At 69.9% G+C, this 14,094-nt stretch carries 12 protein-coding genes, 1 rRNA gene and 1 riboswitch; of the genes, 12 read left to right on the top strand and 1 reads right to left on the bottom strand.

The genetic code is table 11. The annotated features are described in order from the left end of the window. The 11 genes from rrf to ACFYP4_RS18000 all read left to right on the top strand — a co-directional run. Positions 1–95: ribosomal RNA gene (rrf, locus tag ACFYP4_RS18050) — 5S ribosomal RNA — on the top strand; the annotation flags it as partial. Between the two features lie 150 nt (positions 96–245). After that, entirely contained in the window at positions 246–854 is a 609-nt protein-coding gene (locus ACFYP4_RS18045) for a CDP-alcohol phosphatidyltransferase family protein (protein ID WP_358852766.1), read from the top strand. A 110-nt stretch (positions 855–964) separates the two neighbouring features. After that, on the top strand, positions 965–3,460 hold the full coding sequence (locus ACFYP4_RS18040) for a mannose-1-phosphate guanyltransferase (RefSeq protein WP_358852767.1): 2,496 nt from the start codon (positions 965–967) through the stop codon (positions 3,458–3,460). A gap of 159 nt (positions 3,461–3,619) precedes the next feature. After that, on the top strand, positions 3,620–4,456 hold the full coding sequence (locus ACFYP4_RS18035; RefSeq protein ID WP_358852768.1) for a DUF881 domain-containing protein: 837 nt from the start codon (positions 3,620–3,622) through the stop codon (positions 4,454–4,456). After that, entirely contained in the window at positions 4,453–4,785 is a 333-nt protein-coding gene (locus tag ACFYP4_RS18030; protein WP_033327114.1) for a small basic family protein, read from the top strand. The genes ACFYP4_RS18035 and ACFYP4_RS18030 overlap by 4 nt, the downstream gene beginning before the upstream one ends. A gap of 5 nt (positions 4,786–4,790) precedes the next feature. Beyond that, positions 4,791–5,666, top strand: a complete 876-nt coding sequence (locus ACFYP4_RS18025) for a DUF881 domain-containing protein (protein WP_388786227.1) — start codon at positions 4,791–4,793, stop codon at positions 5,664–5,666. A 61-nt stretch (positions 5,667–5,727) separates the two neighbouring features. After that, the gene (locus ACFYP4_RS18020) at positions 5,728–6,690 is read left to right on the top strand and encodes an FHA domain-containing protein (RefSeq protein WP_388786225.1); all 963 of its coding nucleotides are present in this window, start codon (positions 5,728–5,730) and stop codon (positions 6,688–6,690) included. A 38-nt stretch (positions 6,691–6,728) separates the two neighbouring features. Then, positions 6,729–7,478 carry a MerR family transcriptional regulator gene (locus ACFYP4_RS18015; RefSeq protein WP_388786223.1) on the top strand — a complete coding sequence of 250 codons (750 nt, stop codon included), beginning with the start codon at positions 6,729–6,731 and terminating at the stop codon, positions 7,476–7,478. A gap of 84 nt (positions 7,479–7,562) precedes the next feature. After that, entirely contained in the window at positions 7,563–8,036 is a 474-nt protein-coding gene (locus ACFYP4_RS18010) for a bifunctional nuclease family protein (protein ID WP_006123076.1), read from the top strand. Positions 8,037–8,253: 217 nt separating this feature from the next. Continuing rightward, a complete protein-coding gene (locus ACFYP4_RS18005; protein WP_358852772.1) occupies positions 8,254–8,886 on the top strand; it encodes a MerR family transcriptional regulator in 633 nt (210 codons plus the stop codon). A 99-nt stretch (positions 8,887–8,985) separates the two neighbouring features. Beyond that, positions 8,986–10,491: a DNA polymerase IV gene (locus ACFYP4_RS18000; protein WP_388786221.1), complete on the top strand. Its 1,506-nt coding sequence runs from the start codon at positions 8,986–8,988 to the stop codon at positions 10,489–10,491. Here ACFYP4_RS18000 and ACFYP4_RS17995 read toward each other — a convergent pair. Continuing rightward, positions 10,416–10,784, bottom strand: coding sequence for a PRC-barrel domain-containing protein (locus ACFYP4_RS17995; protein ID WP_388786219.1), 369 nt, complete (start codon positions 10,782–10,784; stop codon positions 10,416–10,418). The two genes, ACFYP4_RS18000 and ACFYP4_RS17995, sit on opposite strands and share 76 nt — an antisense overlap. Positions 10,785–10,900: 116 nt before the next feature. Further along, positions 10,901–10,995, top strand: a riboswitch (glycine riboswitch). Positions 10,996–11,175: 180 nt separating this feature from the next. On the opposite strand from ACFYP4_RS17995, the gene gcvP reads away from it, so the two are divergent. Continuing rightward, on the top strand, positions 11,176–14,061 hold the full coding sequence (gene gcvP / locus ACFYP4_RS17990) for an aminomethyl-transferring glycine dehydrogenase (protein WP_388786217.1): 2,886 nt from the start codon (positions 11,176–11,178) through the stop codon (positions 14,059–14,061). Positions 14,062–14,094 lie beyond the last annotated feature (33 nt).

The following is a 14,094-nucleotide window of genomic DNA, read 5'->3' as shown; positions in this document are numbered from 1 at the left end:
AAACGCCCGGTTACATTCCGAACCCGGAAGCTAAGCCTTACAGCGCCGATGGTACTGCAGGGGGGACCCTGTGGGAGAGTAGGACGCCGCCGAACTTCTTTTAGAGCTCCGGCTCTTGGGCATTCAGCCCGAGAGCCGGAGCTTTTTTGTTTCCCGGCGGCGCCCGTACCCCTCCGCTTCGCGGGATGAGTGCTGCGGGTAAGGTCAGGGAGCATCGTCGGCTCGTTCCCACAGGAGGCCCCCGGGTGGAGGTCCAGGAGACCCGCGTCCAGACAGACCGGGTCCTCACCATCCCGAACATCCTCAGCATGGCGCGTCTCGTCGGCGTGCCCGTCTTCCTGTGGCTGATCCTCTGGCCCGAGTTCGGCGGACCGAAGAGCGACGTATGGGCCCTCCTGGTGCTCATGTTCAGCGGTATCAGCGACTACCTGGACGGAAAGCTCGCCAGGCGCTGGAACCAGATCAGCAGCCTCGGCCGGCTGCTCGACCCCGCGGCCGACCGGCTCTACATCCTCTCCACCTTGGTCGGCCTCACCTGGCGGGAAATCCTTCCCCTATGGGTGACGGCCGTCCTGCTGGCGCGCGAGCTGGTCCTGCTGGTCATGGTGGGCATCCTCAGACGCCACGGATATCCGCCGCCGCAGGTCAACTTTCTCGGGAAGGCCGCGACCTTCAACCTGATGTACGCCTTCCCGTTGCTGCTGCTCAGTGACGCAGACGGCTGGATCGCGTCACTCGGAGCTATTTTCGGATGGGCGTTCACCGGATGGGGTACAACCCTCTACTGGTGGGCAGGAGTCCTCTACGTGGTTCAGGTCCGCCGTCTTGTCACGGCGGACACCATGGCCGATTGAGCTCGCCCATTGCGCGGCTGAAGTGCTCGTTGGCCCGCCGACGGAATGTGCGGGACAATTTGGACGGGTGAAGTCGGCATGACCGTCTCTTCAAGGAGGACGCTTCCGACATGAAGGCCGTCGTGATGGCCGGAGGCGAAGGCACACGCCTTCGCCCTATGACCTCAAGCATGCCCAAGCCGCTCCTGCCCGTGGCGAACCGCCCGATCATGGAGCACGTGCTGCGGCTGCTCAAAAGGCATGGGCTCAGTGAGACCGTTGTTACCGTCCAGTTCCTGGCCTCGCTGGTCAAGAACTACTTCGGGGACGGCGAAGAGCTCGGGATGGAGCTCACCTATGCCAACGAGGAGAAGCCACTCGGTACCGCCGGGAGCGTCAAGAACGCCGAGGAAGCGCTGAAGGACGACACCTTCCTCGTCATCTCCGGCGATGCGCTGACCGACTTCGACCTCACCGACCTGATCAACTTCCACAAGGAGAAGGGCGGACTGGTCACCGTCTGCCTGACCCGGGTGCCGAACCCGCTGGAGTTCGGCATCACCATCGTGGACGAGGAGGGCAAGGTCGAGCGCTTCCTCGAGAAGCCGACCTGGGGCCAGGTCTTCTCCGACACGGTGAACACGGGCATCTACGTCATGGAGCCCGAGGTCTTCGACTACGTCGAGGCCGACGTCTCCGTCGACTGGTCCGGTGACGTCTTCCCTCAGCTGATGAAGGAAGGCAAGCCCATCTACGGCTACATCGCCGAGGGCTACTGGGAGGACGTCGGCACCCACGAGAGCTATGTGAAGGCGCAGGCCGACGTCCTGGAGCGCAAGGTCGACGTCGAGATCGACGGCTTCGAGATCTCCCCGGGCGTGTGGGTGGCCGAGGGTGCCGAGGTGCATCCCGACGCCGTGCTCAGGGGCCCGCTCTACATCGGCGACTACGCCAAGGTGGAAGCGGACGCGGAGATCCGCGAGCACACCGTCGTCGGCTCCAACGTCGTCGTCAAGAGCGGCGCCTTCCTGCACAAGGCCGTCGTCCACGACAACGTGTACATCGGCCAGCACAGCAACCTGCGCGGCTGCGTCGTCGGGAAGAACACCGACATCATGCGCGCCGCGCGCATCGAGGACGGCGCAGTCATCGGCGACGAGTGCCTCGTCGGTGAGGAATCGATCATCCAGGGGAACGTACGCGTCTACCCCTTCAAGACGATCGAGGCCGGCGCTTTCGTCAACACCTCGGTGATCTGGGAGTCGCGCGGGCAGGCGCATCTGTTCGGCGCCCGCGGTGTCTCCGGCATCCTCAACGTGGAGATCACCCCGGAGCTCGCCGTGCGCCTCGCGGGGGCGTATGCGACGACCCTCAAGAAGGGGGCCACCGTCACCACGGCCCGTGACCACTCACGTGGTGCGCGTGCGCTGAAGCGGGCGGTCATCTCGGCGCTGCAGGCCAGTGCCATCGACGTACGCGACCTGGAGAACGTACCGCTGCCGGTGGCCCGGCAGCAGACCGCCAGGGGCAGTGCCGGCGGCATCATGATCAGGACCACGCCCGGTGTGCCGGACTCGGTCGACATCATGTTCCTCGACGGTGACGGCGCCGACCTCTCCCAGGCGAGCCAGCGGAAGCTGGACCGGGTGTTCGCACGGCAGGAGTACCGGCGTGCGTTCCCGGGCGAGATCGGCGATCTGCACTTCCCGGCCAGTGTCTACGACTCGTACACGGGCTCCCTGCTGCGGAACGTCGACACCACCGGTATCGCCGAGGCCGGACTGAAGGTCGTCGTGGACGCCTCGAACGGCAGTGCCGGGCTCGTGCTGCCCAGCCTGCTCGGCAAGCTGGGCGTCGACGCGCTGACCATCAACCCCGGTCTCGACGAGTCGAGGCCCACGGAGACGGCGGAAACGCGCCGCTCCGGGCTGGTGCGGCTCGGCGAGATCGTGGCGTCCGCGCGAGCCGCGTTCGGGGTGCGCTTCGACCCGGTCGGCGAGCGTCTCTCGCTCGTCGACGAGAAGGGGCGGATCGTCGAGGACGACCGGGCCCTGCTCGTCCTCCTCGACCTGGTGGCCGCGGAGCGGCGCAGCGGGCGGGTGGCGCTGCCGGTGACCACCACGCGGATCGCCGAACAGGTGGCGGCGTACCACGGGACGCAGGTCGAGTGGACGACGACGTCGCCCGACGACCTGACCCGGGTCGGCCGCGACGAGACGACGATCTTCGGCGGTGACGGCCGCGGCGGCTTCATCATCCCGGAGTTCAGCAGTGTCTTCGACGGCACCGCCGCCTTCGTCCGGCTCCTCGGGCTGGTGGCGCGTACGCAGCTCACGCTCAGCCAGATCGACGCGCGGATCCCGAAGGCGCACGTGCTCAAGCGTGACCTCGCCACTCCGTGGGCCGTCAAGGGGCTCGTCATGCGGCGGGTCGTGGAGGCGGCGGGCGATCGCTCAGTCGACACGACCGACGGTGTGCGGGTAGTGGAGGCGGACGGCCGCTGGGTGATGGTGCTACCCGATCCCGCGGAGGCGGTGACGCATCTGTGGGCCGAGGGCCCCGACGACGCGTCGGCCCAGGCCCTGCTCGACGAGTGGGCGGCGATCGTGGACAGCGCCGGGCGCTGAGCCACGGGGCGTGCCGGACAAGTGCCTCCAAGGGGGCCTGTCCGGCACGCCGGTGGGGCCATTCGGAGGTAGCCGTCGCGACGTGCGACGATGTGCGGCATGCCGCAGCAGCCCCCCGTTCGGAGCACTCCCACGCGACCCGCGCGTCCGGATGCCTCCATGTCGCTGCTCACCAACGTCATGGATCACAGCCTCGACGACGGCTACGCCGAGGCGGCCGCGCGGAAGGAGTCCGACGGCGCCGGCGGCATGCCGAAGACGCTGCGGGCGAAGCTGGGCCTCGCGGCCGGTCTGGTGCTGGCGGGACTGGTCGTCACGGTCGGTGCGGCGCAGGCGCGCGTGGCAGCCCCCGTGGTCGCCAAGGAGCGCCAGGAACTCATCGACCGCATCGAGAGCGAGACGGCGGACGCGGACAAGCTGGAAGACGCCGTCGACACCCTGCGTGACGATGTGAGCGCCCGGCAGCGCGAGGCGCTGAAGAAGGACGGGGGCGGCGACCAGGCCGACCTGGTGGGCATCCTGTCGGGCGCCACCGCGGTGCACGGACCCGGCGTGAAGCTGGTCGTGAACGACGCCAAGGACGCCTCATCGGGCGGCAACGGCGATCCGCGCGAGACGTCCGACTTCTCCGACACGGGACGCGTACGGGACCGGGACATGCAGCGCGTCGTCAACGGACTGTGGCAGTCGGGTGCCGAGGCCATCTCCATCAACGGGCAACGGCTGACGGCGCTGTCGGCGATCCGCGCCGCGGGTGACGCGATACTGGTCGACAACAAACCGCTCGTGCCGCCGTACACGGTGCTCGCCGTGGGGGACGGCAACCGGCTGAGCACGAAGTTCCAGAACAGCGCGGACGGGCTGTATCTGCACGCGTTGCAGGAGAACTTCGACATCCGGACCGGCATCTCCGTAGAGGATGACCTCCGGCTGCCCGCGGCGCCGAGTGTGATCGTACGAACAGCAGAGCCGAGCACAGAGAAGGGCACATCGTGATCGCCGTACTGGGCCTCGTCGTGGGAGTCCTGGCTGGACTGTTGGTTCGGCCCGAGGTCCCGGCCGTCGTCGAGCCTTACCTTCCGATCGCCGTCGTGGCGGCACTCGACGCCGTGTTCGGTGGCCTGCGCGCGATGCTCGACGGCATTTTCGACGACAAGGTCTTCGTGGTCTCGTTCCTGTCGAACGTGGTCGTGGCCGCGCTGATCGTCTTCCTGGGCGACAAGTTGGGCGTCGGCGCCCAGCTCTCCACGGGCGTGGTGGTCGTCCTGGGCATCCGGATCTTCTCCAACGCCGCGGCCATCCGCCGGCATGTCTTCCGGGCGTGAGGCCGATGAGCGACGAGGACAGGACACCGAAGGATTCCGGCTCGCCCGAGAGTTCGGAGCACCGTCTGCGCAGGGAACTGCCCGAGGAGGTCCCGGCGGCGCCGGCGCCGCCCGGGCCGGAGACGGTCCAGGAGGAGCGGTCGCAGGAAGGCTCCTCGCTGACCGGCCGTCAGAGGCTGGCCAAGGGGCTGTGGCCGCCCCGGGTGACCCGCGCCCAACTCATCGTGGCACTGCTGCTGTTCGGCCTCGGGTTCGGCCTGGCCGTGCAGGTGGCGTCCAACAGCGACAGCGGCAGCGCCCTGCGGGGTGCCCGTCAGGAAGACCTCGTACGCATCCTCGATGAACTCGACGACCGTACTCAGCGTCTTGAGGACGAGAAGCAGGGGCTGGAGGACCAGCGCACCGAGTTGCGGAACAGTTCGAACCAGGCCGAGGAGGCCCGTAGGCAGACGGTCGAGAAGGAGAAGCAACTCGGCATTCTCGCGGGCACGGTGGCGGCGCAGGGACCCGGCATCACGGTGACCGTCGACGACACGAAGGGGACGGTCCAGGCGGACATGCTGCTCGACGCGATCCAGGAGCTGCGTGCGGCCGGGGCGGAGGCGATCCAGGTCAACGGCGTGCGCGTGGTCGCCGACACCTATCTGACGGATTCCGGCGGCGGAGTGAGCGTCGACGGGAACAAGATCAACCAGCCTTATCGTTTCAAGGTCATCGGCAAGCCGCAGGACCTGGAGCCGGCGCTCAACATCCCCGGAGGTGTGGTGCAGACGATGGAGAAGGAGCAGGCCACCGTCACGGTGGAACGCTCGACGAAGATCGTTGTGGACGCCTTGCGAGCCGTGGAGCGGCCTGACTACGCTCGGTCGTCCTCCCCGTGAGCCCCCGGCGCATGGGGGCTGTCGGGCCAGGGCATGAGGTTGCGGGGGGTCGGCGCACCGATTGGGTGGTGCGTGGTGGAAACTGTCAGGTGGATACGGACGTTGTGAGGATGTCCGGGTCGACCGGTGTGTTCAATCAGGGTTCGTCCTGCCCCACGGGCGGGTCTGTTTCGGTCAAGGGGAATCGCCCGTGAAGTTGTTTGCGAAGTTGTTCGGCAAGAGCGCACGAGAGGGCAGCGACAACGCGACTGCCCGCCACCGTGCACCGCGCCCCGCGGACGGGGAGGCGCAGAGCGGCGACCGCCCGCTGTTCCGGGACCAGGTCGCCGGTCCGGGCGGTGGCCAGGGCGCGCCGTCTGTTGACCCTGCCGCCTCCGGCCCCATAGGTTTCGGCGATCCGTCGACCTCGGGTACGGGTGGGGGGTACGCCTCCGACCCGTACGCGTCACACGCCCCTGGGGGGCAGCCGCGGCAGGAGGACCCGTCCATGTCGGCCCTGGTTTGCACGAGGTGCGGCAACCGCAACGCGGAGAACAGCCGCTTCTGCTCCAACTGCGGTGCGCCCCTGCGGGGCGGTTCTCCCGCGGAGCGTCCGTCCGAGACGACCTCGACGATCTCCATCTCCGGCCTCGAGGCCTACGACTCCGAGGTGACGGGCCAGACGCAGTCGCCCGCGCTCTCCCCGGAGGCGCAGGCGGCCGTCGACGCACTGCCGCTCGGCTCGGCGCTCCTCGTGGTGCGCCGCGGCCCGAACTCGGGCAGCCGCTTCCTGCTGGACGGTGAGCTGACGACGGCCGGGCGTCATCCGCAGAGCGACATCTTCCTGGACGACGTGACGGTGTCGCGTCGCCACGTGGAGTTCCGTCGCGCCGCGGACGGCTCGTTCACGGTGGCCGACGTCGGCAGCCTCAACGGCACGTACGTCAACCGGGAGCGGATCGACCAGGTCGCCCTGTCGAACGGTGACGAGGTGCAGATCGGCAAGTACCGGCTGGTCTTCTACGCGAGCCAGCGGAGTATCTGACCGCCCGAACTCCGTCCGGGGGGACCCAGGGAAGGTCCATGCTTCACACACCGAGCGGCGGTGCCGGCAGCGGTACCGCCGCCGCGGACATGATGAGCATCGGCGCGGTGCTGAACGTGCTGCGCGACGAGTTCCCCGAAGTGACCGTCTCCAAGATCAGATTCCTGGAGGCGGAGGGGCTCATCGAGCCGCAGCGGACCCCGTCGGGGTATCGCAAGTTCAGCCCGCACGACGTCGAGCGCCTCGGCCACGTCCTGAGGATGCAGCGCGATCACTATCTGCCGCTGAAGGTGATCCGGGAGCACCTGGACGCCCTGGAGCGCGGCGAGGACGCACGCCTGCCCGCGCTGGGGCGTCAGCGCGACGCCGGCGACGGTGAACGGCTCGGAGAGCTGTTCACCGAGCCGGAGCCGCCCACGGCGGCGCGCATCGGCCGCGCCGAGCTGCTGGCCGCCGCCGGGATCGGTGAGCCGGAGCTCGCGGAGTGGGAGTCGTACGGGCTCGTCACTCCACTGCCGGACGGCGGCTACGACGCCGAGACGGTCACGGTCGCCGCGCTCGTGGTCGAACTGGGGCGCTTCGGGATCGAGCCGCGGCACCTGCGTGCGATGAAGGCCGCCGCCGACCGTGAGGCGGGCCTCGTCGACCAGGTGGTGTCGCCGCTGCGGCGCCACCGCAACCCGCAGACCAGGGCTCATGCCGAGGCCCGTACGAAGGAGCTGGCGGGGCTCACGGCGAAGCTCCATGCCGCTCTGGTGCAGAGCGCGCTGGGTGTTCGGCTTCCCTGAGCGGGGGCGTTCGCCCGTGGCGGATCGTCCACGCGTTCTGTGCCCGACTACCCAAACGTCCCGGGCACGGCCTAGGGTTACTGTGTGAACGAGCTCGATGTCGTAGGTGTCCGGGTCGAAATGCCCTCCAACCAACCGATCGTGCTCCTGCGTGAAGTGGGAGGCGACCGTTACCTCCCCATCTGGATCGGGCCGGGGGAGGCGACGGCCATCGCCTTCGCGCAGCAGGGCATGGCCCCCGCGCGACCGCTGACCCACGACCTGTTCAAGGACGTGCTGGAGGCCGTCGGCCAGGAGCTCACCGAAGTGCGCATCACGGATCTGCGTGAGGGCGTCTTCTACGCCGAGCTGGTGTTCGCCAGCGGAGTCGAGGTGAGCGCGCGGCCGTCCGACGCCATAGCGCTCGCGCTGCGCACCGGGACGCCGATCTACGGCAGTGACGGGGTGCTCGACGACGCGGGTATCGCGATCCCGGACGAGCAGGAGGACGAGGTGGAGAAGTTCCGCGAGTTCCTCGACCAGATCTCTCCCGAGGACTTCGGGACCAACAGCCAGTGATGCCCCCGAACGGCCGGAGCCGCGGCCGGCGATCGCCGAAGGCAGGTGACGCGTCCCGCGGCCCGTGCGGAGCGCATTCGGCTAGCCTTTCCCCGTGGTGGGGCACGGTAAACCACTCGTAGGGTGATTATCACCCGGCGTGCCGAGTGTGGCGATCGTTGACGCGCCCCGGGCGACTGCCTACCGTCGAGAAGGCAGTTCAAGGACGGAGGTCGGCGTGAGAAGCAGCGGCGACGGTACGGCTGGGGGTGCCCCCGGACGCAGTCTGGGGGAGAACGGCCCGTACCCGCTTCACGGCAACGCGGCCGGCCCCGCTCCACAGCGGCCGACACCGGTGCCGGACGGAGAGGCGGTCTCCGCGGAGATCGGGTATCGCGGTCCCACGGCGTGTGCGGCGGCGGGTATCACCTATCGGCAGCTGGACTACTGGGCGCGCACCGGCCTGGTCGAGCCGAGCGTGCGACCCGCCCACGGCTCGGGGACGCAGCGTCTCTACAGCTTCCGCGACGTCGTGGTCCTGAAGATCGTCAAGCGGTTCCTCGACACGGGCGTGTCCCTGCAGAACATCCGCACCACGGTCCAGCACCTGCGTGAGCGCGGGTTCCGGGATCTGGAGCGGATGACGCTGATGAGCGACGGCGCGACGGTCTACGAGTGCACCTCGCCGGACGAGGTGCACGCGCTGCTCCAGGGAGGCCAGGGCGTCTTCGGGATCGCCGTGGGGGTCGTCTGGCGGGACGTGGAGGCTGCGCTGTCGCAGCTGCACGGCGAGCGGGTGGACACCGGCGAGACCCTCGTCGGACAGAACCCCGCGGACGAACTCGCCCGGCGGCGCAACCGAGCGGTCTGACGGCACCCGGTCCCGCCCGTGCTCCCGCGACGGGCGGCGCCTTCGGCGGTGCCCCTGCTCGACGAGGCGTTGTCAGTGGCGTAGGGCAGCATCGGACACGTGAGAACCACGCCCACCATCCTGCATCTCGACATGGATGCCTTCTACGCCTCGGCCGAGCAGGCGGCCAAGCCGAGTCTGCGCGGAAAGGCCGTGGTCGTGGGCGGGCTGGGCGTACGTGGCGTGGTGGCCACCGCCTCGTACGAGGCGCGGGTGTTCGGGGTGCACTCGGCGATGCCCATGGCGCAGGCGCGCAGGCTGGCGCCTCACGCCGCCTATCTCGTGCCGCGCTTCGAGCTCTACCGGCAGGTCAGCGAGCAGGTGATGGGCCTGCTGCGGGCGCTGTCGCCGCTCGTGGAGCCGTTGAGCCTCGACGAGGCGTTCGTCGATCTGGAGGCCGGGGGGACGGCCTGGGACGAGACCTCGGCGCGGCTGGTGGCCGGGAAGCTGCGCGCGGACATCAGGACCGTCACGGGGCTGACCGGCTCGGTGGGGCTCGCCGCCTCCAAGATGCTCGCCAAGATCGCCTCGGAGCAGGCCAAGCCCGACGGCCTCGTGGTGATCGAGCCGGGTTCCGAGCGGGCGCTGCTCGGGCCCATGCCGGTGCGGACGCTGCCCGGCGTGGGGCCGGCGACCGGGGACCAGCTGCGGCGGGCCGGGATCACCACGGTCGAGGAGATCGCCGAGGCCGGCGAGGACGAGCTGGTGCGGCTGGTGGGCAGGGCACACGGGCACGCGCTGTACGCGATGGCGCTGGCGCACGACGAGCGGCCCGTGGTGGCCGAGCGGGAGGCGAAGTCGGTGTCGGTCGAGGACACCTACGAGGTGGACATCCATGACCGGGTGCGGGTCGCCGCGGAGGTGCGGCGGCTCGCCGACAGGTGTGTGCGGCGGCTGCGGGGCGCCGGGCGCTCGGGGCGGACCGTGGTGCTCAAGGTGCGGCGGTACGACTTCTCCACCCTGACCCGGTCCGAGACGCTGCGCGGGCCCACGGACGACCCCTCCGTGGTGCGCGAGGCCGCCGCCCGGCTGCTCGACGCGGTGGACACGACCGGCGGGGTGCGGCTGCTGGGCGTCGGGGTCACCGGGCTGGCCGACTACACGCAGGAGGACCTTTTCGCGCAGGCGCAGGCCGCCGCCGGGGAGCTCCTGGCGCAGGAGCAGGCCGAGGACGAGGGGGTGCGGGAAGCGGCCGGGGAGCCGGTCCGGCCGGCCGAGCGGCGCTGGCCCGCCGGGCACGACGTACGGCACGCCCAGTACGGGCACGGCTGGGTCCAGGGCAGTGGACTGGGGCGGGTGACCGTGCGGTTCGAGACGCCGTATTCGCCGCCGGGGCGGGTGCGGACGTTCCGGACCGACGATCCCGCGCTGGAGCCGGCGGACCCGCTGCCCCTGGTCGCGGGGGCGCCGGAGACCGCGGTCCCGGCGGAGGCAGCCCGGCCGGCGCCGGGTGGGACGGATGCGGAGGAGGTGTCCGGGGGGCGGGCCGGTCAGGCCTCGTCCGAACCGGCGAGCGTGCCGAAGTCGCGGTCCGGCGGGGGAGGGGACGCCAGGTCGAGCCCGTAGTGGTGGTACAGCTGGAGTTCCTGTTCCGGAGAGAGGTGGCGGCCGACACCGAAGTCGGGCGCGTCCTTGATGAGGGCCCGGTCGAAGGGGACCCGGAGCGTGCCCTCCACGACCTCGCTGGGCTCCAGCGGCACGAAGGCGTCCCGGCTGAACAGACCCGTGCGTATGGCCGCCCACTCGGGCATCCCGGTGGCGTCGTCGAGGTACACCTCGTCGACCGTGCCGATCTTGGTGCCCTTGCGGTCGAACGCCTTGCGGCCGATCAGGTTGCGCGGATCGATGTCGGTCTGCACGGGCCCTCCTCGTGGGCGCAAAACTCATCCGTAAGCACTACGAAAGAGCACATTCAGGAAGGTGGCCACTCGAAAGCCCGTGCGCTGTCCTCGCTGGTAGGCTGGCAAACGGCTGCTGACCCCGTGCGGGAGAGTCCTCCGGCAAGACCGGAGGCGCCGAAGGAGCAAATCCTCCCCGGAATCTCTCAGGCACACGTACCGCACGGACGAGGTCACTCTGGAAAGCAGGGCGGGTGTCGTCGGCTCCCGTCCTCACCGACGGTGAAAACCGGGTCGTCAGCTACGGGCGGGCCGGTGAAGCTCTCAGGTTGAGATGACAGAGGGGGAGGCCGTCGGGGTACCCGCGTCGTGGTACCCCCCGAAGGTCGTGTCAGACCAGGAGGCCTCCGCAATGACCGCCCACCGCATTCCGCTCTCCGAACTCGAACAGGGCATCCCCTTCGAGCAGCGCCACATCGGGCCCGACCACGAGGCCCAGGCCAAGATGCTCGCGCAGGTCGGATACGGCTCGCTCGACGAGCTGACGGCCGCCGCGGTGCCGGACGTCATCAAGAACGCCGATGCGCTCGAGCTGCCCGGAGCCCGCACCGAGGCCGAGGTCCTGGCCGAGCTGCGTTCCCTCGCGGACCGCAACGAGGTGCTCGACTCGATGATCGGCCTCGGCTACTACGGCACCTTCACGCCGCCGGTGATCCTGCGCAACGTCATGGAGAACCCGGCCTGGTACACCGCCTACACCCCCTACCAGCCGGAGATCTCGCAGGGCCGCCTGGAGGCGCTGCTGAACTTCCAGACCGTGGTCGCCGAGCTGACCGGCCTGCCGACGTCCGGCGCCTCGCTGCTCGACGAGGGCACCGCCGCCGCCGAGGCGATGGCGCTGTCCCGGCGCATGGGCAAGAACAAGAAGGGCCTCTTCCTCGTCGACGCGGACGCCCTCCCGCAGACCATCGCCGTCATCGAGACCCGCGCCGAGCCGACCGGCGCCGAGGTCGTGGTCGCCGATCTGAGCGAGGGCATCCCCGCCGACGTCGCCGGCCGCGAGATCAACGGCGTACTGGTCCAGTACCCGGGTGCCTCCGGTGCCGTACGCGACATCAAGCCCCTGATCGACCAGGCGCACGAGCTCGGCGCGGTGGTCACCGTCGCCGCCGACCTGCTCGCCCTGACCCTGCTCACCGCGCCCGGCGACCTCGGTGCCGACATCGCGGTCGGTACCACCCAGCGCTTCGGCGTCCCGATGGGCTTCGGCGGGCCGCACGCCGGTTACATGGCGGTGCGCGAGAAGTTCGCCCGCAGCCTGCCCGGCCGGCTCGTCGGCGTGTCCGTCGATGCGGACGGACACAAGGCCTACCGCCTCGCCCTGCAGACCCGTGAGCAGCACATCCGCCGCGAGAAGGCCACCAGCAACATCTGTACCGCCCAGGTGCTGCTCGCCGTGATGGCGGGCATGTACGCGGTCTACCACGGCCCCGAGGGGCTCAGGACGATCGCCCGGCGTACGCACCGCTACGCCACGATCCTCGCCGCGGGCCTGGAGGCCGGCGGAGTGGACGTCGTCCACGGCTCCTACTTCGACACGCTGACCGCGCGGGTGCCGGGCCGGGCCGCCGCGATCGTGGCCGCCGCCCGCGAGGGCGGGGTCAACCTGCACCTCGTCGACGCCGACCACGTGTCGATGGCCTGCGACGAGACCACCGGGCGCAAGCAGCTGGGCGCCGTCTGGACCGCCTTCGGCGTCGAGGCCGACATCGAGGTCCTCGACGCGTCGGCCGCCGACACGCTGCCCGAGGCGCTGCTGCGCACCGACGACTACCTCGCGCACCCGGTATTCCACCTGTACCGCTCCGAGACCGCGATGCTGCGCTACCTGCGCAGGCTCTCCGACCGGGACTACGCGCTCGACCGCGGCATGATCCCGCTGGGCTCCTGCACGATGAAGCTCAACGCGACCACCGAGATGGAGCCGGTCACCTGGCCGGAGTTCGGGCAGCTGCACCCCTTCGCGCCCGCCGAGCAGGCGCAGGGCTATCTGACGCTCATCCGTGAGCTGGAGGAGCGGCTCGCCGAGGTAACCGGGTACGACAACGTGTCGTTGCAGCCCAACGCCGGTTCGCAGGGCGAACTCGCGGGTCTGCTCGCCGTACGCGGGTACCACCGTGCCAACGGCGACGAGCAGCGCACCGTCTGTCTCATCCCGTCCTCCGCGCACGGCACCAACGCCGCCAGCGCCGTGATGGCCGGCATGAAGGTCGTCGTCGTCAAGACCGCCGGGGACGGCGAGATCGACGTCGAGGACCTGCGCGCCAAGATCGAGCAGTACCGCGACGAACTGTCCGTACTGATGATCACGTACCCCTCCACGCACGGCGTCTTCGAGGAGCACGTCACCGACATCTGTGCCCAGGTGCACGAGGCGGGCGGGCAGGTGTACGTCGACGGCGCCAACCTGAACGCTCTGGTCGGCCTGGCCAAGCCGGGGCACTTCGGCGGCGACGTCTCGCACCTGAACCTGCACAAGACGTTCTGCATCCCGCACGGCGGCGGCGGTCCCGGCGTCGGGCCCGTCGGCGTACGCGCGCACCTCGCGCCGTACCTGCCGAACCACCCCATGCAGCCCGCGGCCGGCCCGAAGACCGGTGTCGGCCCGGTCTCGGCCGCGCCCTGGGGTTCCGCCGGGATCCTGCCGATCTCCTGGGCGTACGTCCGCCTCATGGGCGGCGAGGGCCTCAAGCGGGCCACGCAGGTCGCGGTGCTGTCCGCGAACTACATCGCCAAGCGGCTGGAGCCGCACTACCCGGTGCTGTACACCGGGCCGGGCGGACTCGTCGCACACGAGTGCATCATCGACCTGCGGCCGCTGACCAAGGCGACCGGTGTGAGCGTCGACGACATCGCCAAGCGGCTGATCGACTACGGCTTCCACGCGCCGACGATGTCGTTCCCGGTGGCGGGGACGCTGATGATCGAGCCGACCGAGTCCGAGGACCTGGTGGAGCTCGACCGGTTCTGCGAGGCGATGATCGCCATCCGCGCCGAGATCGAGAAGGTCGGTTCGGGCGAGTGGCCGGCCGAGGACAACCCGCTGCGCGGGGCGCCGCACACCGCGGCGGCGCTGGGCGGCGACTGGGAGCACGCCTACAGCCGTGCCGAGGCGGTCTTCCCGGGCGGTGTCTCGGCGGCGGACAAGTACTGGCCGCCGGTGCGCCGGATCGACCAGGCGTACGGCGACCGCAACCTGGTCTGCTCCTGCCCGCCGCTGGACGCCTACGACGAGTAGTCACCGCCGGGCGTACGTCGGGGCCGGTTCGGA

The sequence above is a fragment of the Streptomyces sp. NPDC005551 genome, from assembly GCF_042871785.1.
GTDB lineage: Bacteria > Actinomycetota > Actinomycetes > Streptomycetales > Streptomycetaceae > Streptomyces.
The sequence above is the reverse complement of the archived record's forward strand: the minus strand, read 5'-3'. Positions and strand labels throughout refer to the sequence as shown.

Coding starts and splice junctions, on each gene's coding strand:
- ACFYP4_RS18040 (WP_358852767.1), top strand. CDS start 965: ATGAAGGCCGTCGTGATGGCCGGAGGCGAAGGCACACGCCTTCGCCCT.
- ACFYP4_RS18035 (WP_358852768.1), top strand. CDS start 3,620: ATGTCGCTGCTCACCAACGTCATGGATCACAGCCTCGACGACGGCTAC.
- ACFYP4_RS18025 (WP_388786227.1), top strand. CDS start 4,791: ATGAGCGACGAGGACAGGACACCGAAGGATTCCGGCTCGCCCGAGAGT.
- ACFYP4_RS18015 (WP_388786223.1), top strand. CDS start 6,729: ATGCTTCACACACCGAGCGGCGGTGCCGGCAGCGGTACCGCCGCCGCG.
- gcvP (WP_388786217.1), top strand. CDS start 11,176: ATGACCGCCCACCGCATTCCGCTCTCCGAACTCGAACAGGGCATCCCC.